Annotated in this window: 17 protein-coding genes; 9 read left to right on the plus strand and 8 right to left on the minus strand. The window is 36.4% G+C overall.

The window, feature by feature from the left end; genetic code table 11:
* Window positions 1–16: 16 nt before the first annotated feature.
* Window positions 17–796: an XRE family transcriptional regulator gene (locus ACXX8U_RS07985; protein WP_166137811.1), complete on the minus strand. Its 780-nt coding sequence runs from the start codon at window positions 794–796 to the stop codon at window positions 17–19.
* A gap of 84 nt (window positions 797–880) precedes the next feature.
* On the opposite strand from ACXX8U_RS07985, the gene dinB reads away from it, so the two are divergent.
* Together dinB and ACXX8U_RS07995 are read left to right on the plus strand one after the other, a co-directional pair.
* Window positions 881–2,062, plus strand: coding sequence for a DNA polymerase IV (dinB, locus tag ACXX8U_RS07990; RefSeq protein WP_458565393.1), 1,182 nt, complete (start codon window positions 881–883; stop codon window positions 2,060–2,062).
* A 548-nt stretch (window positions 2,063–2,610) separates the two neighbouring features.
* A complete protein-coding gene (locus tag ACXX8U_RS07995; protein ID WP_458565394.1) occupies window positions 2,611–5,655 on the plus strand; it encodes a DNA polymerase III subunit alpha in 3,045 nt (1,014 codons plus the stop codon).
* A 410-nt stretch (window positions 5,656–6,065) separates the two neighbouring features.
* Here ACXX8U_RS07995 and ACXX8U_RS08000 read toward each other — a convergent pair whose 3' ends face one another.
* Together ACXX8U_RS08000 and ACXX8U_RS08005 are read right to left on the minus strand one after the other, a co-directional pair.
* The gene (locus ACXX8U_RS08000; protein ID WP_236364569.1) at window positions 6,066–6,755 is read right to left on the minus strand and encodes an SIMPL domain-containing protein; all 690 of its coding nucleotides are present in this window, start codon (window positions 6,753–6,755) and stop codon (window positions 6,066–6,068) included.
* Between the two features lie 49 nt (window positions 6,756–6,804).
* Complete coding sequence (locus tag ACXX8U_RS08005) at window positions 6,805–7,443, minus strand: rhomboid family intramembrane serine protease (RefSeq protein WP_210791417.1); 639 nt, start codon at window positions 7,441–7,443, stop codon at window positions 6,805–6,807.
* Between the two features lie 110 nt (window positions 7,444–7,553).
* On the opposite strand from ACXX8U_RS08005, the gene ACXX8U_RS08010 reads away from it, so the two are divergent.
* On the plus strand, window positions 7,554–8,423 hold the full coding sequence (locus ACXX8U_RS08010; protein WP_458565395.1) for a lysophospholipid acyltransferase family protein: 870 nt from the start codon (window positions 7,554–7,556) through the stop codon (window positions 8,421–8,423).
* A gap of 71 nt (window positions 8,424–8,494) precedes the next feature.
* Here the strand turns inward: ACXX8U_RS08010 and ACXX8U_RS08015 are convergent, their stop codons facing one another.
* The 4 genes from ACXX8U_RS08015 to ACXX8U_RS08030 all read right to left on the minus strand — a co-directional run bounded on the left by ACXX8U_RS08015 (window position 8,495) and on the right by ACXX8U_RS08030 (window position 12,880).
* On the minus strand, window positions 8,495–9,979 hold the full coding sequence (locus ACXX8U_RS08015; RefSeq protein WP_458565396.1) for an aminotransferase class V-fold PLP-dependent enzyme: 1,485 nt from the start codon (window positions 9,977–9,979) through the stop codon (window positions 8,495–8,497).
* A 373-nt stretch (window positions 9,980–10,352) separates the two neighbouring features.
* On the minus strand, window positions 10,353–10,934 hold the full coding sequence (locus tag ACXX8U_RS08020; protein ID WP_458565397.1) for a porin family protein: 582 nt from the start codon (window positions 10,932–10,934) through the stop codon (window positions 10,353–10,355).
* A 39-nt stretch (window positions 10,935–10,973) separates the two neighbouring features.
* Entirely contained in the window at window positions 10,974–11,747 is a 774-nt protein-coding gene (locus ACXX8U_RS08025) for a membrane metalloprotease (RefSeq protein WP_458565398.1), read from the minus strand.
* An 89-nt stretch (window positions 11,748–11,836) separates the two neighbouring features.
* The gene (locus tag ACXX8U_RS08030) at window positions 11,837–12,880 is read right to left on the minus strand and encodes a hypothetical protein (RefSeq protein WP_458565399.1); all 1,044 of its coding nucleotides are present in this window, start codon (window positions 12,878–12,880) and stop codon (window positions 11,837–11,839) included.
* A gap of 247 nt (window positions 12,881–13,127) precedes the next feature.
* Between ACXX8U_RS08030 and ACXX8U_RS08035 the strand changes: the two genes are divergently transcribed.
* From ACXX8U_RS08035 to ACXX8U_RS08045, 3 genes are all read left to right on the plus strand, one after another.
* Window positions 13,128–13,643, plus strand: a complete 516-nt coding sequence (locus ACXX8U_RS08035) for an RNA polymerase sigma factor (RefSeq protein ID WP_458565400.1) — start codon at window positions 13,128–13,130, stop codon at window positions 13,641–13,643.
* 61 nt (window positions 13,644–13,704) lie between these two features.
* Window positions 13,705–14,619 carry a FecR family protein gene (locus ACXX8U_RS08040; RefSeq protein ID WP_458565401.1) on the plus strand — a complete coding sequence of 305 codons (915 nt, stop codon included), beginning with the start codon at window positions 13,705–13,707 and terminating at the stop codon, window positions 14,617–14,619.
* Window positions 14,606–17,137 (plus strand): TonB-dependent receptor, encoded by a 2,532-nt coding sequence (locus tag ACXX8U_RS08045; RefSeq protein WP_458565402.1) that lies wholly within the window; start codon window positions 14,606–14,608, stop codon window positions 17,135–17,137. The genes ACXX8U_RS08040 and ACXX8U_RS08045 overlap by 14 nt, the downstream gene beginning before the upstream one ends.
* 82 nt (window positions 17,138–17,219) lie before the next feature.
* On the opposite strand, the gene glmM is transcribed toward ACXX8U_RS08045, so the two are convergent.
* Window positions 17,220–18,608: a phosphoglucosamine mutase gene (gene glmM / locus ACXX8U_RS08050; protein WP_458565403.1), complete on the minus strand. Its 1,389-nt coding sequence runs from the start codon at window positions 18,606–18,608 to the stop codon at window positions 17,220–17,222.
* 117 nt (window positions 18,609–18,725) lie between these two features.
* On the opposite strand from glmM, the gene ACXX8U_RS08055 reads away from it, so the two are divergent.
* From ACXX8U_RS08055 to ACXX8U_RS08065, 3 genes are all read left to right on the plus strand, one after another.
* On the plus strand, window positions 18,726–19,316 hold the full coding sequence (locus ACXX8U_RS08055) for an acyl carrier protein phosphodiesterase (protein ID WP_458565404.1): 591 nt from the start codon (window positions 18,726–18,728) through the stop codon (window positions 19,314–19,316).
* Between the two features lie 34 nt (window positions 19,317–19,350).
* Window positions 19,351–21,051 (plus strand): gamma-glutamyltransferase, encoded by a 1,701-nt coding sequence (gene ggt / locus ACXX8U_RS08060; RefSeq protein ID WP_458565405.1) that lies wholly within the window; start codon window positions 19,351–19,353, stop codon window positions 21,049–21,051.
* Window positions 21,052–21,146: 95 nt separating this feature from the next.
* Window positions 21,147–22,931 (plus strand): chloride channel protein, encoded by a 1,785-nt coding sequence (locus ACXX8U_RS08065; protein ID WP_458565406.1) that lies wholly within the window; start codon window positions 21,147–21,149, stop codon window positions 22,929–22,931.
* Window positions 22,932–22,935: the final 4 nt, after the last annotated feature.

Here is a 22,935-nt window from a genome sequence, read left to right on the forward strand (position 1 = left end):
TACTCCGGTACTAGTGCTAACTATTTGTTAAGCCAATACTGTTTTTTACTTCGGCTAAATCTCTTTTTAATTCTACAAACATATTTTTAATGGCATCACTTTCTAACAGCTCTGTGCGCTGGTCATTTTTAGAAATACTACACTGGTATTCCCAAATTTCAAGAATATCTGAGGCTTTAATTTCGTATGGCGGATAAAAATAATTATCCGAAGCTACTACCAGCGCGTTCTTTTTATTTTTATTGAGTCGTTTATACACCATACCTTCGCTTCGGGTGATAAAAATATAGGTTTTCCCATCTAGCACTTCGCCCAATTGCTCTACATAACTGCCTACAATAATATCCCCGTCTTGATGTGGTGGCATCGAATCTCCTTCAACCGGAAAACCACGGTATTTGCCCACACCCAAAAACGGTAACGAAATTTGTTGCAATTGTTCGATATATTCCGGATCAGCATATCCGTTTAAGTATCCTGCTTTTACTTTTTGGGTGACTACTTCTATACGGTTTTCACCCATTTGATCGACTTGAATAGGCAAAATAAGACGGTTATTTTCGAGTTTTAACAAATCAGTTACCTCAATTTTACGAATATCAACAGAGAGCAACAAATCAATACTGATTTGGTAATACTGTCCTATTTTTTTCAGAATTTCATACGGCGCTTCTGAGGTTCCGTCTTCGTATTTTACATACCTACCCCTAGTAATCATAAGGCTTTCGGCTACTTTTTCTTGCGAAATTTTGTGCTTTACTCGCAAGGCTCTGATATTGTCTGAAAATAACGACATAACTATTTTGTTATAATTTAGAACAACAAATATACTAAAAAATGTTACTATCTGTACTAATTTTGTAATCTAAAATAAAAGGAAATGGCACGTGCAATTGTACATATGGATTTAGATACTTTTTTTGTTTCCTGTGAACGCTTGAACAACTCGCAACTAGAAGGGATTCCGCTTATTATTGGTGGCGGCGATCGCGGTGTGGTGGCCTCCTGCTCGTATGAAGCTCGACGTTTTGGAGTACGCTCTGCGATGCCAACTGCTATGGCGCTCAAACTATGTCCGCAAGCCAAAGTAATCAAAGGCGACATGGAACGCTACTCACAACTTTCGCATACCGTGACCGAGGTGATTCAGGAAAAAGCGCCTATTATGGAAAAAGCCAGTATCGACGAATTTTATCTGGATATTACCGGCATGGATCGGTTTTATGGTTGCTACCAATGGACCAATGAGTTGGCGCAACGCGTAGTCAAAGAGACGGGATTGCCTATCAGCTTTGCACTTTCTATCAATAAAACAGTCTCTAAAATTGGTACTGGCGAGGGCAAGCCCAAAGGCCACTTAGACATTCCCGAAGATCAGGTTCGGCATTTTTTGAATCCGTTATCGATACAAAAAATCCCTATGGTAGGTGATGTCACGTTTCAAACCTTATCGCGCATTGGCATTCGAACCATTCAAACCCTTGCCGAAATGCCTGCCGAAGTCTTGCAACGCATGATTGGTAAAAACGGAATCGAAATCTGGAAAAAAGCCAATGGCATTGACCACAATCCCGTTGAACCGTATACCGAACGCAAATCCATAGCTACGGAACATACCTTTGTACAAGACACCATCGATATGGCACAACTAAAATCAGTTTTGTGTGGCATGGTCGAAAAACTAGCCTTTCAATTGCGCTCTGAACAATGGCTGACCTCAACTGTGGTAGTTAAAATTCGGTATGCCAATTTTGACACCGAAACCAAACAGTGTAAAATTCAATACACCTCAGCCGATCATGCGCTTACGCAAAAGGTACTCAGTCTGTTTGAAAGCTTGTATCATCGAAGGATGCGTTTACGTCTCGTTGGAGTTCGGTTTAGCGGACTCGTTCGAGGCACCTACCAGATTGATCTTTTTGAAGATACGCAAGAAATGCTCTCGCTTTATGCCGCCATGGATAAAATGAAAAGCCGCTACGGATTTGATGCGGTTATGCGTTGTGCTGGTGCAGCTATAAAACCCAATACGAAGGATGTTATTTTGAAGCGTAGAATTTAGTTGACGTATGTATTAGAATTAAGTAAAATCATCTATTGCTGAATCTTTTTTATTGAGAAATAGTAGTTTGATATTTTTCTTTTTTGCTTGATCAAAAAAGAAACAAAAAAATCAAGTCTTACGCTCCCTCGGCGGTCAAATTAGTTTTCGAATGCTAAAAGAAAAAAACTCGCTGCGCTCAAACAGCTTTTCTTTTTTCGCATTCTTCACACATTTGACACTCGCCTGCGGCAGCTAAGGACATACATTGCAAGATGAGAAATATTGCATTTCATAAAAAAAATTAAAATCTAAATCATGTACCTAAACTGCCATTCGTACCATTCCTTGCGTTACGGAACGATTCCACTAGAAGACCTCATCAATAAAGCGGTTCAATCTGTCGTTACGGCTATGGCGTAGACTATGCTGTTGCAAAACCCTATAATGAAATAGAATACAAATTTACACGAACAAAAATCTGTGAAAATCTGTGAAATCTGTGGCGAAAAAATAACAAACTAGATCTTCAAGAGATTAAAAGTTAATTCCTAAAATTACAAAACCGTATGTACTTAAATTGTCATTCGTACCATTCCTTGCGTTACGGAACGATTCCGCTAGAGGACCTCATCAATAAAGCGGTTCAATCTGGCGTTACGGCTATGGCACTCACTGATATTAATACCGTGACCGGAATTTATGATTTCATAACAGCCTGTAATCAAGTAAACATTAAACCTTTGGTAGGAATTGATTTTCGCACCAATAACGAATTCAAATATATTGGCCTAGCCCAAAACACTCGCGGATTGGCTGCCATGAATCGGTTTTTGACACATCATAATTTTAAGAATATTCCATTACCTACTATAGCTCCTGAAATGGAATCGGTAGTGATTATTTACGCTTTTGCGAATGCACCAACAACCTTAAAAACGAACGAATACATCGGCATTCGCCCCGAAGAAGTAGGAAAGTTATTTGGCTACAAAGGCAATCTGGACAAAATAGTAATCCTGCAACCCGTAACTTTTAGAACCAAAAAAGAATACCGCTTGCATCAAATTTTGCGCGCCATTGACACCAATACTTTACTCTCAAAACTGCAAGAAACAGATATAGCAACGCCTTACGAAATCATGGTCAATCAAGATCGCTTGCTTGCTGCTTACAAGGATTACCCGCAAATCATTGCCAATACACAAACGATCATCGATAGTTGCGATTTTCAATTTGACTTTGAAACCCCTAAGAACAAAAAACACTACACCAATTCTCAAGAAAGTGATATCGCACTGCTAACCACATTGGCCCATCAAGGCCTGCATTGGCGCTACGGAAAAAACGATACTGTTGCCTTAGCTAGAGTGCAAAAAGAATTAAAAGTAATTGACGAATTGCAGTTTAGCGGCTATTTCTTGATTACTTGGGACATTATTCGCTATAGCAATAGCCGTGGTTTTTTGCACATTGGTCGCGGTAGCGGTGCCAACTCCATTATCGCCTACTGTTTAGGAATCACAGATATTTGCCCCATTGAGCTCGACTTGTATTTTGAACGTTTTTTGAACGAAAACAGAAAAAGTCCTCCTGATTTTGACATCGATTGGAGCTGGCAAGAACGCGATGTCATTTTAGAATATATTTTTAATCGGTATGGATATGAAAACGTAGCGTTTTGTGGTACCAATGTGGAATTCAAATACCGTTCTATTTTTAGAGAAGTGGGAAAAGTTTTTGGTTTACCCAAAGAAGAACTCGATCATTTGGCTAAAAATCCTATGCGTTTGCAACAAAGCAATAGCATCGTCAAAGAAGTACAAGAATATGGTATGCTACTAGAAAAATACCCTAATCAGCGTAGCATGCACTCGTGTGGAGTCTTAATTTCTGAAGAACCCATCACTAATTATACGCCTTTAGAAATGCCTCCAAAAGGGTTTCCTATTGTGCTATTTGATATGTATGTGGCCGAATCAATTGGGTTTGAAAAGTTCGATATTTTGAGTCAGCGTGGCATTGGTCATATTGACGATACCGTAAAACTCGTAGCCAAAAACAGAGGCATCCGAATTAATATTAGAGACACCAGCATTTCTAAAAATGAAGCTACAGCCAATACGTATTTGGCAAGAGGCAAAACCATTGGTTGTTTTTATATCGAAAGTCCAGCCATGCGTGGTTTATTGCGCCGTTTGCAATGCAACAATTACAAAACCTTAGTCGCTGCCTCATCAATTATTCGGCCTGGAGTGGCTAAATCTGGTATGATGAAAGAATATATTTTCAGACACAATCATCCCAACCAATTTGAATATTTTCATAGCGTTTTTGAAGAACAATTAAGTGAAACTTACGGTATAATGGTGTACCAAGAAGATGTCATCAAAATTGCATTGCATTTTGGTGGATTACCCGCTGCCGATGGAGATATTTTGCGTAGAGCGATGAGCGGTAAAGGGCGTTCCTTGGCAGCTTTACAAAAAATTAAAGATGATTTTTTCGTGAGCTGCGCCAAACAAGGTCATGCCGAAAAACTGAGTCAGGAAATTTACCGCCAAATAGAATCGTTTGCAGGCTATTCGTTTTGTAAGGCACACTCGGCTTCGTATGCCGTAGAAAGCTATCAGAGTTTGTATTTAAAAGTGTATTATCCTATTGAGTTTATGGTAGCCGTAATCAACAATCAAGGTGGTTTTTACAGAACTGAAGTTTATGTACACGAAGCACGAATGGCTGGCGCTACGATTCATAATCCCTGTGTAAATAAAAGTGAATTCACCACAACATTATATGGTAAAGAGGTTTATTTAGGCTTCATGCACATGCAAGGTTTACCCACAAAACTAGCCGAAGAAATTGTAACCGAACGAGAAAAAAATGGCGATTATCTTTCATTAGAAGATTTTTGTAATCGGGTTTCAATTGGTTTAGAAAGTCTTAAATTATTAATCTTCATAGGCGCTTTTAGAGACACAGGCAAAACCAAAAACGAATTACTCATACTGGCTAGTTTGTTATTTAACTCGTCACCACAAGACCATCAAATGTTATTGTTGCAAGAAGCTGTCAAAGAATTTCAATTGCCTAAACTAGAACGTTCCTTTTTTGAAGATGCTTTTGACGAGATTGAATTATTAGGCTTTCCTGTTTCTTGCACACCTTTCGATTTGTTACAAAGTCCTTACAGAGGCAATGTTATGGCCCAACATTTACTTCAATATCATAAAAAAGAAGTTCGCATGCTCGCCTATCTTATTTCTCGAAAACAGGTTCCTACGGTACGTGGCACGATGTTTTTTGGCACTTGGATAGATCATGAAGGTACTTATTTTGACACCACCCATTTTCCTGATAATTTACAGCAGTATCCGTTTCAAGGAGGCGGTTGTTACCTACTTTTAGGAACTGTCGAAGTTGATTACCACTTCCCTACACTAACGATTAGCAAAATGGCAAAAATGCCCTTTGTACCTGACCCAAGATATTCTGATGCTAAAGACCATCAATTTTTAGCCCAACAACGCATCAAGGAAGATGTAAGCAGTACCAATAGAGCGCCTTATCCGAGAGCGCATGAAATTAATTTACCTAGATTTAAAAGCAGTTAATAAAATCAACCAATATCTTTTACTCCCTCATTTGTTATGAAGTGTATTAAAACCATTAAGATAATTAAGAAAAATTAAGTCCAAAACTTAATAAACTTAACCCGCGGGATGAAATTATTAAAAACGTCAGCCCGAGTGTTTTTTGTACAGTAAAAAGATACAAAACTTCTCGATACGCTCCGCTACTCGAAGTGACGCGTATCGAGAACCGTTCTTAATAAAATTTTTCCTTTGTCCTTAGTGATAATCGAAAGGCTCGATCCGTTTTTCTATCGAAAAACGAGCAGACGAAAAATCATCTTTAAAAACTAATTGCAACCAACGGCATTAGACCCTTAAAAAAAGTTACTACAAACAAAAAAATCGGGATAGTAGACCATCCCGATTTCCAATTTGTATACAATAGCTGTTTAATCTAAAATAAAACTAACCATCACATTAGCCGTGATTGTGATTTCACCTAAGGCCAATGTTTCTCTTGGTTCGTTAACATCCATAGCCTCGGATTTTCTCATCATCGCATACATCGGTTGCGGATAATAGGTTTGTGAATTATCAACAATTGTGAATGCTTTACCTACTTTTTGACCCAATACCGATACATAATCTTCGGCTTTTAACTTAGCATCTTTCATAGCCAATTTACGCGCCTCTGATTGGTATTGCGCCAATTTTGAAGACTGAAAAGTAACCGCGTCAATTCTGTTAATTCCTTCATTTACCAAACCTTCCATCAACTCATCGTATTTACCCAAGTCACGAAGCAAAATCACGATAGTTTGAGTGGCATTGTAGCTGTGTTTCTTTTTTTCGTAATCGTATTGCGGGTTGAGTGCTACACGCTCAGTTTTAAAATCAGCTGGAGCGACATTCATTTTTTTGATGAATTTTAGAACCGCATCTATCTTCGTATCATTTTGTTTTTTTACGTCTTTTGCATTGTTCCCCTTCGTTTCAACCGTTACCGAAATACTGGCTTGATCAGGCGTAACTTTTACTTTTCCTTCGCCGTTAGCGCTAATTTGCGGAATTTGTTTTGTTTCCTGCGCTTGCGCAAATGATAGAAAGAATACGGATAAAATGGTAAGTGCTTTTTTCATGATATGCTATTTTAGTTGTTTGTTGCTGTCTATCTCAAAAGTTATGCCACTATAATTTTCCGAGCTTAGCCATGATAAATAAAATCACAATTGGAATGGCTAGTAAAACAACCATAGTAATATTATTAACTAACAAACTAGGCTCTTTTAAAAGCGTAATGGCATATCCACCAATGGCTCCTCCAAAATGTGCGGTATGACCAATGTTATCATTTTTAGCGCGCATGCCATAAATAGAATACAATAAGTACAAAATCCCGAACAAATAAGCCGGTATTGGAACAATAAAAAAGAGACCCAACATCATATCAGGCTGCAACAAAATAGCAGAATACAATACTCCTGTCACTGCACCCGAAGCGCCTACTGCTCTGTAACTGTAATCGTTTTTATGAAACATCAAACTGAGTAAATTACCAAAAATCAAACTCCCTAAATAGATCAAAACAAAAGAAAAATTGCCCAAATAACCCAGTACAACCGGAGCAAAAAACCACAGTGTCATCATGTTAAAAATCAAATGTAACATATCCACATGCAAAAAACCAGAACTTATCATTCTAATCTGCTCACCTGCTTTAATACTTCCGATATGAAACTCGTATTTCCTAAAAAAAGAAAGGTCGTTAAACCCTTTGTAACTAAATAATACATTGATAACAATAATGGCGATAAGTGCGCTATTCATAACTAATTTGTTTTTATTGGTAAAGATAATCATTATCAAATAGGGTTGCGTGCTGAGGCGTAATTTTCTAACAGCAATCATTTTTCCGTTATATTTGCAAAAAAAAATTCATGCAATTACTTGTCTTTATTATTGCTTATCCGTTTTTGTGGATTGTTTCAATATTGCCTTTTCCTATATTTTATTTTCTTTCTGATTGCGTTTACCTACTTGTATATCATGTTATTGGATACCGAAAAAAAGTAGTTCGTGCTAACTTGGCTTTGGCTTTACCTCATCTTACAGCAAAAGAACGGTTGCAAATTGAAAAAAAATCATATCATCATTTGTGCGACATGTTTTTAGAAATGGTAAAAACAATGACCATCTCTTCAGCAGAAATGAACAAACGTTTTGTAGTTACGAACCTTGAGGTGATGACAGACTTAGAAAAAAAAGGAAAAAGTATCATGCTCATTGCTTCACATTATGCAAGCTGGGAATGGTTACTTTCTTTTAACCAAAAAGTATCCCTCAAAGGTATTGGTGTTTATAAAAAATTGGCCAACAAGCATTTTGATAAATTGGTGCGCGATATACGTTCGAAATACAACACGGAATTGGTACCTACGAACCAAACGATTCCGTTAATTGCAAACAACCACAGAAATAACATTCAGTGCATCTACGGCTTGGCAAGCGATCAATCGCCAAAAGCAGACCGAATTTTTCATTGGCACAGTTTTATGGGTGTCGAAGTTCCTGTGCATACAGGACCCGAGATGCTAGCAAAAAAATACGATATGAATGTAGTTTTTGCCAAGGTAAAAAAAATAAAACGAGGGTATTACGAACTAACGATTGTGCCTTTGAGCGAAAATGCCAAATCGGTTCCTGATTTTGAAATTACAGAAGCCTACATCAAAGAGGTCGAAAAACAAATTGCTGAAGCTCCTGAGTATTATTTCTGGACTCACAAACGTTGGAAACACAGAAGGTAAGTGAATTAGTCTAACAGTCTCAGTTTTCAGTTTTACCATTACTTCTTTAAAACTTCCAATTGCATTATTAATTAAGAAAACCAAGTTGTTACCAGAGCATCTTCTAGTGGCTGGGCTTGTTTATGAACAAACTCATTAGTAGTTGGATTGTACTCATAATCTAAAGACCAAGTTCCATGATTTTCTGCTAGTGCTTTAATGCCATTGCAAACAAATTCAATTTCGGCATTGGTTGTTGTTGGATGAATAGACATGCGAATCCATCCTGGTTTTCTAATTAAATCACCCAATGAAATTTCATCAATCAATTTATTAGAAGTTTCTTGGTCTACATGCAATAAAAAATGCCCATAAGTACCAGCACAACTGCATCCACCGCGAGTTTGAATTCCGAATTTATCGTTGAGTAACTTTACACCTAAATTAAAATGTAAGTCTTCAATAAAAAACGAAATCACTCCCAAACGTTCTTGGTGTTGGCCAGCCAAAATTTTAATGTTAGGTACCCACTTTAACTCTGAAAAAATATAATCAACCAGTTCGTGTTCTCTATTTAAAATATTTTCAATCCCCATTTGATCCTTCAACTGAATGGACAAAGCGGTTTTAATAACTTGTAAAAATCCTGGAGTTCCACCATCTTCGCGTTCTTCAATATTGTCAATATACTTGTGCTCTCCCCACGGATTGGTCCAGCTCACCGTACCTCCACCTGGATTATCAGGTACTACATTTTGATACAATTTTTTATTAAAAACTAGGATTCCTGATGTTCCTGGGCCTCCTAAAAATTTGTGTGGCGAAAAGAAAATGGCATCCAAATAACTCTCTGAATCTTCCGGATGCATGTCAATTTTTACATACGGACCACTGCATGCAAAATCTACAAAACAAAGTCCGTTATGCTGGTGCATAATTTTTGCCACTTCATGATACGGCGTTTTGATACCAGTAACATTAGAACATGACGTTATTGATGCTATTTTGAATGAGCGTTCTTTGTATTTATCAAGTAAAAGCATCAAATTTTCTATGCTAAATAAACCGTCTTCGGTAGCCGAAATTACCTCAACATCTGCAATGGTTTCAAGCCAAGAAGTTTGGTTAGAATGGTGCTCCATGTGCGAAATAAAAACAATTGGTTTTTTTTCGGCAGGAATTGTGATGAAATTTTTGAGGTTTTCTGGAACTTTTAAACCCAAAATACGTTGAAATTTATTGACAACGCCCGTCATTCCGGTTCCATCTGTAATCAAAACATCATCGGCATTTGCATTAACATGCTGCTTGATTAGGTGTCTAGCATGATGATAAGCTTTGGTCATTGCTGTTCCCGAAACTGTAGTTTCAGTATGTGTGTTGGCCACAAAAGGACCAAATTCATTCATTAATTTTTCTTCGATTGGTCGGTACAAGCGTCCGCTCGCTGTCCAATCTGTATAAATGATTTGTTTTTTCCCATAAGGAGAATCAAACGTTTGATCTATTCCGATTATGTTATCGCGAAACTGTTGAAAGTATTGCTCTAATTGAGTTGGCGTTTCTTTGGCAGTCATAATATGTCTAATTTGACTTCAAAGATATAGGTTTTCTTAGTATTTCTGAAATTAGAAATGTATTCGGAGAATACACCATGAAATACAACGATTCAAATTTTAATATTTGTAGAAAGAGAACCATTTTTACAGATTTAGCTCCAGTTTTAGTAAAAATCCTTTTCCTTTTTCTTTAAAAAGGGCAAGATTACTTGACTATACTTTAATTTTTATTTGAGTTCAATGAATTTCATTTGCAACTAAAAACAGGAATGATATTTATGAAAAAACACCCATAAGTAGCTCCCGAAATGAAAACAAATTTGACTTAAAAACAAAAAACCTTTCAAAAGTTTACACTCTGAAAGGATTTTTATTTTAAAACTAAATAAGATTATAAATCGAATCCTATTGAAAATTGCAATACTCTATTTTGAGCTTTGCCTTCATCATATAAATCTCCTAATCCTAAATGATAACGAACTCCTAAATTTATTCCTGAATCAAATTTTAAACCACCTCCAAAATTTAAACCCCAATCAAAATTATTAGGATCATACTCTTGCGAGCCGCTAAAAAGTCCATCGTATTCTTCTTTATGAGAAATTGCCAATCCAATTTGAGGACCTGCTTCTAGAAATAAATTTTTAGATGGATACGCTTTAAGCATTATTGGTAAATTGATGTAGTCCAGCTTTTGGGTAAAAGTACCATTGCTATTTGTAAGTGTATATCCTTGTTGCGAATACAGTAATTCAGGTTGAATAGAAAAGCTTTCACTGATAAATGATTCACCGTAAAATCCAATATGAAAGCCGTGTCTTTGCTCTGTTTCGCTCTCACCGTCAAAACTTACCGCTGCAAGTGTATACCCGCCCTTAATACCACCATTTGATTTAGAAATGGTTTTTTCTTGAGCATTGATTGTTGTTAATGCTCCAAAAAATAAAGCTAATGTAATCTGTTTCATTTTCATCGTTTTTTGTTTTTTGTTTTTTGTTTATCCAATTCTAATTTATTTCCCTCCATTGGCACGAAGATCTGCAATACATTGCGAGTCTAATTGTGGAGCTGAACCACTTGAAACCATATTACCAATACCGCCACCAACTTCCGCAGACCAGTACATCAAACACGTTTTTTCAATACAATGTTTAGGGTGCGCCGCATCTTCATGATTGCTTTGCAAGGCAGTTCCAAAATTGGTCAATCCCAGAATATGGCCAAACTCATGAGTAATTACAGTAGTTTCTAGTAGGGTTCGGTTAGGTTCGAAAGCGCTGTCGCTTAATCCGTGAATGGTTTTTTCAAAAATCACAAAGGATGTATTTCTGTAGGCGGTACCTAATACCACACCATCGGCAGTATCTTGCGCTGATTTTCCATCGGCGAAGAAAGCCCAAACCGCAAGCTCCGTACCTGAGTTGTATTTTGTCCTGTTTGCATCTTCAAGAGCTACTATTTGCTGAGTAGTAAAAGTGGCATTACCAGGAGATGTAATAGCACGTTTGATTACATTTATACCTGCAGGCTTGAAGGTACGAGCACTAATAAATGCTACAAAATTATTTATTGCTGCAGCACTTGGCTCAAACCCGTTTACGTACACTATTTCGATAACAAGACTTTTAAACTTTCTGTCCGATAATAAATCGTTTGCTGAACTCCCTGTGATTTGTTTATTGGCTGTTGTATTTACTGCAGCTGAACCGCTTAACTCAGTTTCGTCTTTGGCACAGGAAACAAAAAAACATAAGGCGATGAGGCTAAGAAGAGATATTTTTTTCATTACTAAATTTATTTTTAAGTTTATTTATCTAAAAACAGCTACCCTTTTTGAAGGTAGCTGTTCTTAGTAAACCACCAACTTAAATCAAGCTATATTTGTTTCAATACTAATGTTACTGCTGCATTAGTTGAGCTTTGTAATGTAATTGTCGAAGCAGTAAAACTGGTAACTTTCCATGTATTATTTAATAATGCAAACGAAGCGTTACCCGAAAAATTTAATTTTAGAAAAACATTTAATTCCGAGCTTACTGCATAAGTTCCACTTACAGTCGTGTTCACCAAATTTACAGCAGTTACTGATAAATTATTTGCAAAATCAATCGTAAAATCCTTATAATTGGTTGCTGAATTAACTCCTGCATTCACAAATGAATCTACCTTGAACTTACCATTTACTAAAATAGTTTCTACTTTTTTTCTATTTTGAGCTGCTAAAGCAATTGTCTGTTCTGTTTTTAATGACGCGCTTATAGCTGCTTGTAATTCTGCATCACTTGTAACAGTAGTTTTTGTTCCATCAGCAATTGTTACTGAAATAGGATATTTTACTGAATACAATTCTGAAGCGCTAATATTTGTCATATACGTATATAATTGCTGTTCGGATGTAATGACAACACTACCCGTTTGCTGAAAACTAAGATTGTAGGTTAAAATTGTGATAGGAAAGCTCAACTTTACAGATGAAATTGCATCCTTTCCAGAGGCTTCGGCAGAAGAACAAGCATTTAGAATTGCATTGTACTCTGTTTGATTGGCAACGGTAACTTCTGTGTAATTACTAGTTTTAATTTTTAAAGGAAATTGCAAAACAACAGTGTCCTGATCGTCATTGAATTTACCAAAAATAGAAAGTACTTGTTGGTAATCTACTTGGCTTAATAGAGAAACCTGAACTCCGTTAACTTTTGCAGTAGCCGGCAATACAATAGATGAACATGAAGCTCCATCCAAGAAATCATCAAATGTACCATCATACATCGAAGTACGTTTCAAATTAGTTGTTGTAGTTGAATTAGCTGAATTTGTATTTGGATTTTCTCCTTGTACGTCATCAACTTCACTTTGGCATGATGTAAAACCTAAGATAGCCATCAATGCAATTCCGGTAACAATTTTTAATTTTTTCATAATTTTCAAATTTAATGTATTTTTATATTTATAAGCGATGTTTTTAACGCCTTTCTGTTAGTAAGACAACTACGCTTAGTTTTACCCTACCTAAATTTTAAAAAAAATTTAAAAAAAATTTAAAATACTAAAAATCAAAACGTTAAAGTAAAAAATATTTTAAATAAAAAAGCTATCACCGGTAACACAACTGCTTTTTGAAAAAATAATTTACATTTACAACCTACAAAAAATGAATTAATATTCCATGAGCGACGAAAAAAGTAACCTTTGCGAAGAAAATCACTTTAGAGACTTTTACTTAAAGCACGTGCAATCAGCAACTAATTTTGCCTATTACAAATGTGGTGATGATGAAGCTGCATTAGATCTGGTACAAGATGCGTTTACCAAGATTTGGGAAAATTGTTCTAAGATTGACTTTAGTAAAGTCAAAACGTATTTGTTTACCAGCATTAATAATTTATTCCTGAATAACATTAAGCATCAAAAAGTGGTATTGAGGTATGCCAAAGATGCGCCTAACTTAGACACTACTAATCAAAGTCCCGAATATTTATTCGAAGAGGAAGAATTCAAACTTAAACTCACCAACGCGATCGCATCATTAAGTGATGTGCAACGGGAAGTGTTTTTGTTGAATCGAATAGATGGAAAAAAATACAGAGAAATTGCTGAATTACTCGATATTTCTCAAAAAACCGTTGAAAAAAGAATGTCTGGGGCATTACAACTATTGAGAGCCCAAATAGAAAATATATAATTAATCATTTAGCTATAGGGTAATTTAAAAGTTAGTTGTCTTATAAACATAGAGATAGAAAATGGAAAACGAAAAAGAAATATTAAAATGGTTCAATGATGAGCTTTCAAGCCAAGAAATCGGAGATTTAAAACAATCAGAAGATTTACAAACGCTTGAAAAAATCGCTCATTACGCATCTCAATTAAAGGCACCAACCGTTGATGCGCAAGCTGCTTTGGAAGCTTTTAAGGCCAAAAACCATTCTAAAAACAAAACAAAAGTAAGAACTTTGAACTTCAAATCATTCTACAAAGTTGCCGCAGTTGTGGCCGTTTTGCTAACATCAAGTTATTTTTTGTTGTTCAATAACATTACCTCATTTGAAACCCAAATAGCACAAACAAAGTCAGTCACACTTCCAGATAATTCTGAAGTGATATTAAACGCTGCTTCCAAACTTAGTTTTAACGAAAAAAAATGGGCTGACCAAAGAGATTTATCTCTTGAAGGAGAAGCTTTTTTCAAGGTGCAGAAAGGGCAAACTTTTAGTGTAAATACCGCTGCAGGAGTTGTTAAGGTTTTAGGAACACAATTTAATGTAAAAGAACGTAAAAACTTTTTTGAAGTGCATTGTTATGAAGGCTTGGTGAGTGTTACACATAATAATAAAACCATCAAATTACCTCCTGGGAAAACATTTCGAGTTATAAATGGCACCATCGAAAATGTTGCAGATTTTGATGCACAAAATCCTTCGTGGATTCAACAAGAATCAAGCTTTACTCAGATTCCATTAGAACAAGTCATTGCAGAATTAGAGCGTCAATACGATATCAAAATTAAAGTGGAAGGTGTCGATACTTCAAAACTCTTTACAGGAAGTTTTACTCATACCAACAAAAAAATTGCGCTTCAAGCAGTTACAATTCCCTTGAAATTAAGTTACAAGATCGAAGGTAAAACCATTTTATTTTACAACTATGATGTTAAATAAATGGCTGGTTTTTCTGTTATTTTGTAGTAGTTGTATTTGTTATGGGCAAAATTCAACTAAAAAGACATCTTTGACTGCGGTGATTATTTCCCTCGAAAAACAATTCAACATCAAGTTTTCGTATGCTGTTGAGGATGTGTCAAATATTGCAATTGAAAAGCCAAGCACCTCTTTTACTTTACAAGAAACAATTGATTATCTAAACTCGAAAACGCTTTTAAACTTTAAAGCTTTAGACGATCGATATGTTACCGTTTCAGTACTGAACAAAACAATATCAGTTTGCGGAATTGTTTCTGATGAAAAAAAATCTCGTTTAGTTGGCGCATCTGTTTTTGTAAACAATATTGGAAGAAGCACAATTACAGATGAAAATGGTATATTCAAATTGCAGAATATTCCAATAAATGCAACGGTGACCATTTCGTATGTAGGATTTGAATCCAAACAATTTTCGGCTAACGAATTATTTTCGGCACAAAACAATTGCAAGGAAATTGTTCTTACTACAAAAAATGAAGAGTTGAATCAGGTTTTGATTCCAATATATTTAACTTCAGGATTACAAAAATATTTAGATGGAAGCACCGTTTTAAACACAAAAAAATTTGGTATCCTTCCCGGATTAATTGAACCCGATATTCTACAATCAGTTCAAGCACTTCCGGGTGTGGAAAGTACTAACGAAAGTATTGCTAACATAAACGTTCGCGGTGGAACTAACGATCAAAATTTAGTGCTTTGGGATAATATCAAAATGTATCATTCTGGTCATTTTTTCGGGTTAATATCTCCCTACAATCCTAATCTAACTAATAAAGTTATCGTTAGCAAAAACGGAACAAGTGCTGAGTATAGTGATGGCGTTTCCAGTACTATAAACATGTATACAAAAGATGCAATAAGTAATACCTTTTCTGGTGGTGCAGGAATTAACTCCATTAGCGCCGATGCCTTTTTAGAAATTCCGATAACTAAAAAATTAGAACTTCATATTTCAGGACGTCGTTCCCTCACTGATTTGGTGAAATCACCTACGTACGCTAAATACTTTGAACGTAGTTTTCAGGACACTGAAATCAACGCAGATAGCGACCAACATGACACCTCATCTGATTTTTATTTTTACGATTATACCGCTAAGTTACTTTTTGATTTAAACGAAAAACATCAATTCAGAGCAAATGTCATTGGCATCAATAACGCTTTGGATTATTCGGAACGTCGCATAAATACAAACCAAACCCAATCTAAGACCAGTAATTTATCTCAAAAAAACATAGGTTACGGCGGAAATTGGAAAGCACAATGGAATTCAAAACTAAGTTCAAATTTTATCACTTACTTTTCCAGATACAATATTGACGCTATTGATTACAGAGTAGAAACGGATCAGCGCTTAACAGAAGCCAATGAAGTACTGGAAACTGGCGCTAAAATCAATACCAATTACAAAAAAAATGACCACTTAAATTTCTTGTTTGGATATCAATTTAATGAAACAGGAATGTTGAATCAAACCACTGTTAGTGCTCCATTTTTCTCGAGTACCAAAAAAGATGTTTTGTTGAACCATGCCTTGTTTTCTGAGATAGAATACAATAAAAATAATACCTATTTGCGAGTTGGATTGCGTTTAAATTATTTTCAAAAATTCGAAAAGTTTTTGGTTGAACCAAGAATAAACATTCGACAAAAATTATCCAATCAATTTGCTTTAAAATTAGAAGGGGAATTCAAAAATCAATCGACTACTCAAATCGTGGATTTTGAAGATGATTTTTTAGGTGTTGAAAAAAGACGTTGGGTTTTAGTCAACGATAAAGACATTCCAATTGCCACAAGCAAACAAGGTTCTTTTGGTATGGAATTTAATAAGAACAAACTAAATATCGAGGCCACAGCTTTTTATAAAATTGTTGATGGTATCACGGCTTCTAATCAGGGTTTCTATAACCGTTTTCAGTATGAGACCGCAAATGGCAGCTACACAGCCAAAGGTTTAGAATTTTTAGCCAATAAAACTGCGCGTCAATATAGCGTTTGGTTGAGTTACACGTTTAGTACCAATGACTATACATTTGATACCTTCACCCCTTCAACTTTTCCCAATAATGTAGATATAAGACACTCTGTATCTCTAGGTTTTTATTATGATATTCGTAAAAATCTAAAAATATCGGTTGGTGGTATTTGGAGAAATGGGCAACCGTATACAAAACCAATCGAAGGAAATGAAACCGTTCAAAACGGAAATAACATCTTGGTAAATTATGATTCACCAAACAGTGAAAACTTAGATAATTTCATGCGTTTAGATGCCTCTCTTAATTATAATTTTAATCTTTCGGAATCTATTAAAGCGTCCTTAACAGCCGGAGTAATGAATATTACCAATCAAGATAATGAGATCAATCGCTATTACAGAGTTAATCCAAATGACAAGAATGATGCCATTCAAGTAGACAATAAGTCACTTGGCTTAACGCCAAATATAAGCTTTAGAGTGAATTTTTAATTTCATTTTACATTGTAATTAAAAGAACAAAACCCTTTCAAAAATTGCTTTGAAAGGGTTTTGTATTTGAAATTATTCAGAATTAAATTCCGGCAATAACTTTTATTTCGTCAATAATACGTAACGCCAAAGCATCTGCTCTTTCTTGAGAAGCCGCTTCAGTATAGATACGAATAATTGGTTCGGTATTCGATTTACGTAAATGCACCCAATTGTCAGCAAAGTCAATTTTTACTCCGTCAATAGTGGTAATATCTTCGTTTTTGTACTTTTCAGTCATTGCAACTAGAATGGCATCCACATCAATTTGTGGTGTCAATTCAATTTTGTTTTTGCTCATGTAATATTCTGGATACGAAGCACGCAATGCCGAAACTGTCATTTTTTTGTTAGCCAAATGAGTCAAAAACAAAGCTACTCCTACCAAACTGTCACGTCCGTAATGAAGCTCTGGATAGATGATTCCACCGTTTCCTTCGCCACCAATAATTGCATTGTTCTTTTTCATCAATTCCACCACATTCACTTCACCTACAGCACTAGCTTCATAGTTTCCGTTGTGTGCTTTTGTCACATCACGCAAGGCGCGAGACGAAGACATATTAGAAACTGTATTTCCTGGAGTTTTACTCAAAACATAATCGGCGCAAGCTACCAAAGTGTACTCTTCGCCAAACATTTCGCCATCTTCGCAAATGAATGCCAAACGATCTACATCTGGATCTACAACAATTCCAAGATGTGCTTTTTCTTTGACAACCAATTCGGATATGTCAGTCAAATGTTCTTTCAACGGCTCTGGATTGTGCGGAAAATGTCCGTTTGGTTCGCAGTACAATTCCACTACTTCAACACCCATTAACTCTAACAATTTTGGGATAATGATTCCGCCTGAAGAATTTACTCCGTCAACAACAACCTTGAATTTTGCCGCTTTAACAGCTTCAACATCCACTAGAGGTAAATTTAACACTTCATCAATATGTATATCCATGTAAGCGTCATTGCTGATTACTTCTCCAAGCTGATCCACATCCGAGAAATCGAAAGCTTCGGCATCGGCAATCGTTAATATTTTTTCGCCTTCAATACCATTTAAAAATTCCCCTTTTTCGTTCAATAACTTCAAGGCATTCCATTGTTTTGGATTATGCGATGCAGTCAAAATAATACCACCATCAGCTTTTTCTAAAGGAACCGCAACTTCAACTGTTGGCGTAGTCGAAAGTCCCAAATCAATCACATCAATACCTAAACCAATAAGCGTATTTACTACCAAATTGTGAATCATCGGTCCTGAAATACGTGCATCACGCCCTACAACCACAGTTAATTTTTCTTTTCCAGCATAATTTTTTAACCATGTACCGTACGCCGATGCAAATTTTACCGCATCGACCGGTGTTAAGTTATCACCTACTTTACCGCCTATTGTGCCACGAATTCCTGATATTGATTTTATTAAAGTCATTTAGTATGAGTATTAAATTCTGAATTTAAATTTAAAAAGACAACAAATATAGCAATTGGATACTTACAAACGTAAAATTGATTTTAAAATCAGCAGATAAATCCTTAAATTGTGCGAATGAATTTTTTAGCACACATATATCTTTCTGGCAACAACGAGCTCTTAAAAATAGGCAATTTTATGGCTGACGGTATTCGAGGCAAGCAATTTGAAACTTATCCCAAAGCCATTCAAAACGGTATCCTTTTACATCGAGCAATTGATTCTTTTACCGATGCGCATCCGGTTTTTAGACAAAGCACGAAAAAACTACACGAGAACTACCATCACTACGCAGGTGTAATTGTAGATGTTTTGTACGATCATTTCTTAGCCAAAAACTGGCAAGTCTATTCCTCTGAACCGCTAGCTGATTTTGTACATCAATTTTATCAATCACTGCACAAAAACTACGATTTATTATCTGACAAAACCAAGAATATTTTACCGATCATGGAAGAGGAAAATTGGTTACTGAGCTACCAAACCGTTGATGGTATCAAACACATTTTAACGCAAATGGACCGTCGCACGAAGAACCAATCTCAGATGCGATTTGCCACGGAACAATTAACAATTTACTACTCCGAATTTGAAAAAGAATTTGAGATTTTTTTTGAAGACCTCCGTGCATTTGTACAGCAAAAAATAAACGAATTAGAAGTATAAAAAACTAGCCTTTTAAACTAAACCGAACCAAAAAATGATCTTAACCACTCGAATTTCAACCCTATTTTTAGCACTGTTTTGTAGCAGTGTTTTTTATGCGCAAAAGCAAAATACAAAACCAACAGGATTAGTAACGTCTCACGCTATGGTTGTTTCTGCTCGTGAAGAAGCATCAGCAATTGGTGTGGCTATTATGAAAAAAGGAGGTAACGCTTTTGATGCTATGGTTGCCACCGAATTAGCATTGGCTGTAGCCCACCCGCAAGCCGGAAATATAGGCGGTGGCGGATTTATGGTGTACCGAAAAGCCAACGGTGAAACTGGTGCAATTGATTACCGAGAAAAAGCACCTTTGTTCGCTTCCAGCACTATGTTTCAAGACGCCGACGGAAATGTGATTCCTGGTAAAAGCACTGCTACAGCCTATGCCGTAGGAGTTCCTGGGACTATTGCCGGTATTTTTGAAGTCCACAAAAAATTTGGTTCTTTACCACTAAAAGAAATTTTGGAACCTGTTATTGCATTGGCCGAAAAAGGAGTTGTTGTAACACCCAATCAAGCTAAAAGTTTGGCTGCATTTCGAGCTGTTTTTCAAAAAGTGAATGGTCCAGAAAGCCTTTTTTCGAAAGTATATCATGCAAAAGACACCATCAAGTATAAGGCTTTAGCAGCTACGTTAAAAAGGATTGCTCAAAACGGTCGCGACGAGTTTTACACAGGCGAAACAGGACAAAAATTAGTTGCTTTTCTCGCTAAAAAAAACGGAATCATGAGCACAACCGACCTGCAAAAATACCAAGCAAAATGGCGCACTCCCATTTCGTTTAATTACAAAGATTTAAAAATCACTTCGATGTCGCCTCCTAGTAGTGGAGGAATTTGTTTGAATCAAATCATGAAAATGATAGAGCCTTATCCGCTGGCGCAAATGGGACATAACAGTACAAAAAGCATTCAACTCATTACCGAAGCGGAACGACGTGCGTATGCCGATCGAAATTTTTATTTGGGCGATCCCGATTTTGTATCCATTCCGACAGCGCAATTATTGGATGATTCTTATTTAAAAAACCGCATGAAAAGCTTCTCATTTGACAAAGCGACCAAATCAGCCGATGTAGCTCAAGGAGAAATCGTAGGCCATGAAAGCGATCAAACTACCCACTATTCTATTGTTGATTCCTTTGGGAATGCAGTCGCAGCTACAACCACCTTAAACGACAATTATGGCTCCAAGATTTATTGTGATGAATTGGGCTTTTTCTTGAACAATCAAATGGATGATTTTAGCTCTAAGCCGGGCGTACCCAATTTGTATGGTTTAACAGGTAGCAAAGCCAACAGTATTGCGCCTGAAAAAAGAATGCTCAGCTCAATGACGCCAACCATTATCGAAAAAGACAAAAAACTTTATATGGTAGTAGGAACTCCCGGCGGGTCTACCATTATCACCTCAGTTTTGCAAACTATTTTAAACGTTTATGAATTTAATTTAAGTATGCAAAAAGCGGTAAATGCACCTCGATTTCATCATCAATGGTTGCCGGACTTAATTACTTTTGAACCCAACTCCTTCCCAAAAGAAACTTTGAAAGAATTACAAGCAAAAGGTTACACAACCAACGAAAAAGACAAAGAAATAATCGGAGCAGTTGATGCAATTTTAGTTTTACCCAACGGAAAATTAGAAGGCGGTGCCGACAAAAGAGGTGACAATAAAGCAGTTGGATATTAGGAAACACAGATTGCGAATTCCTAAGCAAAAAACAACTAAAAATATGTCGAAGCGTAAAATAATACTAGCTTTGTAGCCTTCCTATAAATTACAATATGTTCAAAAAAATTCTATCAAAACTAGAGGCCATAATTGCCATTGCTCAATCATTACTTAGTCCGAAACAGTTCATTTTTATGTCGGCAGTTTTGGTGGGTATTTCGGCTGCATTTGCTGTAATTGTTTTGAAAACATTTGCTCATGGCGTTTTTTCATTTGCTACCTACGTCAGCGGCATTTTGAAACTCGGATTTTTAAATAGTATTCTACCCATTATTGGAATTTTACTCACCGTTTTGGTTGTCAAAAAAGTGTTAGGTGGTTCTATTCAAAAAGGAACTTCTCAAATATTATATGCAGTTGCTAAAAAAGCAAGCATCATACCCAAAAAACAAATGTACGCCCAAATTGTTACTAGCTCATTAACCGTAGGCTTGGGAGGATCAGCTGGTTTAGAAAGTCCTATTGTAATTACCGGAGCCGCATTTGGGTCGAATTATGCCCAAAAATACAAACTCAGTTATAAAGATCGTACATTGCTGATTGGCTGCGGAGTTGCTGCCGGAATTGCAGCTGCGTTTAACGCGCCAATTGCTGGTGTTTTATTTGCTATCGAAGTATTATTGGTCGATGTAAGCATTGCTGCCTTCACGCCTATCATGATCGCAGCCGCAACAGGCGCTTTGGTATCGGTTATTGCCTTAAATGAAGAGATTCTGCTTTCGTTCAAGCGTCAAGAAGATTTTGATTACCACAACATCATTTACTACGTTTTACTAGGCATGTTTACTGGTTTTGTATCAGTTTATTATTCTCGTAATTTTCAACGCGTCGAACATTTCTTTTCCCGTTTAAAACTAACTCCTTATAAAAAAGCGCTTTTTGGCGCCTCTATTTTAGCCATATTAATTTTTATTTTTCCGACACTTTTTGGCGAAGGCTACGAAAGCATTAAAACACTATCCGAAAGCGATCCCGGTAAACTATTAGAAAACACCTTGTTTGAAGGTTTTAGAGACAACAATTGGGTTTTACTACTTTTTGTGGGTGCAACAATGATGATCAAAGTATTTGCTTCAGGTATTACTCTTGGCAGCGGCGGAAACGGGGGTAACTTTGCACCCTCACTATTTTTAGGATCGTATGCTGGTTTTTTCTTTTCAAAACTGATCAATCTTATCGGATTGACAAAACTACCTGTAAGCAATTTTACCTTGGTAGGAATGGCCGGGATTTTAAGTGGTTTGTTTCATGCGCCACTCACAGCCATTTTCCTTATTGCCGAAATTACGGGTGGTTATAACTTGATGATTCCGCTTATGATCGTAGCATCAATAAGTTTTGCCATCTCCAAACGTTTTGAAAAACACTCCATGGATGTGAAAAATTTAGTCAAAAAAGGACACGCTTTTACCAGCAACAAAGACACAAACGTACTCTCGACTCTTGAAACAAGCGCGATAATACAAACTGATTTTCTGACTGTAACTGCTAACGAAAATTTAGAACGATTGGTCGACTTAATTTCACACTCCAACCAAGTGATATTTGCGGTGGTAGACACGGAACAAAACCTACTCGGAATTGTACATTTCAATGACATTCGCGAAATTATTTTTAACAATTACCGTGTTAAATATACTTTGGTACACGAAGTAATGACGGCGCCCACTGCAGTAATTTCGCCCGAAGATTCCATGGGAGTGGTTATGAACAAGTTCGAAAGCGCTAACAAAGCCTTTTTACCCGTGCTAAAAAACGATAAATATTACGGATTCATCTCTAAATCAGTTGCTTTAGAGGCTTACAGAAGCAAGCTAAAATCGATGACAATAGAATAACTAA

The sequence above is a fragment of the Flavobacterium sp. GNP001 genome (genome assembly GCF_054343775.1).

Bases quoted from the DNA above. Each gene is read 5' to 3' on its own strand.
- ACXX8U_RS08015 (WP_458565396.1), bottom strand. From the start codon at position 9,979: ATGACTGCCAAAGAAACGCCAACTCAATTAGAGCAATACTTTCAACAG.
- ACXX8U_RS08055 (WP_458565404.1), top strand. From the start codon at position 18,726: ATGAATTTTTTAGCACACATATATCTTTCTGGCAACAACGAGCTCTTA.
- ACXX8U_RS07985 (WP_166137811.1), bottom strand. From the start codon at position 796: ATGTCGTTATTTTCAGACAATATCAGAGCCTTGCGAGTAAAGCACAAA.
- glmM (WP_458565403.1), bottom strand. From the start codon at position 18,608: ATGACTTTAATAAAATCAATATCAGGAATTCGTGGCACAATAGGCGGT.
- ACXX8U_RS08020 (WP_458565397.1), bottom strand. From the start codon at position 10,934: ATGAAAATGAAACAGATTACATTAGCTTTATTTTTTGGAGCATTAACA.
- ggt (WP_458565405.1), top strand. From the start codon at position 19,351: ATGATCTTAACCACTCGAATTTCAACCCTATTTTTAGCACTGTTTTGT.
- ACXX8U_RS08030 (WP_458565399.1), bottom strand. From the start codon at position 12,880: ATGAAAAAATTAAAAATTGTTACCGGAATTGCATTGATGGCTATCTTA.
- ACXX8U_RS08025 (WP_458565398.1), bottom strand. From the start codon at position 11,747: ATGAAAAAAATATCTCTTCTTAGCCTCATCGCCTTATGTTTTTTTGTT.
- ACXX8U_RS08035 (WP_458565400.1), top strand. From the start codon at position 13,128: ATGAGCGACGAAAAAAGTAACCTTTGCGAAGAAAATCACTTTAGAGAC.
- ACXX8U_RS08010 (WP_458565395.1), top strand. From the start codon at position 7,554: ATGCAATTACTTGTCTTTATTATTGCTTATCCGTTTTTGTGGATTGTT.
- ACXX8U_RS07995 (WP_458565394.1), top strand. From the start codon at position 2,611: ATGTACTTAAATTGTCATTCGTACCATTCCTTGCGTTACGGAACGATT.
- ACXX8U_RS08040 (WP_458565401.1), top strand. From the start codon at position 13,705: ATGGAAAACGAAAAAGAAATATTAAAATGGTTCAATGATGAGCTTTCA.
- dinB (WP_458565393.1), top strand. From the start codon at position 881: ATGGCACGTGCAATTGTACATATGGATTTAGATACTTTTTTTGTTTCC.
- ACXX8U_RS08065 (WP_458565406.1), top strand. From the start codon at position 21,147: ATGTTCAAAAAAATTCTATCAAAACTAGAGGCCATAATTGCCATTGCT.
- ACXX8U_RS08000 (WP_236364569.1), bottom strand. From the start codon at position 6,755: ATGAAAAAAGCACTTACCATTTTATCCGTATTCTTTCTATCATTTGCG.
- ACXX8U_RS08045 (WP_458565402.1), top strand. From the start codon at position 14,606: ATGATGTTAAATAAATGGCTGGTTTTTCTGTTATTTTGTAGTAGTTGT.
- ACXX8U_RS08005 (WP_210791417.1), bottom strand. From the start codon at position 7,443: ATGAATAGCGCACTTATCGCCATTATTGTTATCAATGTATTATTTAGT.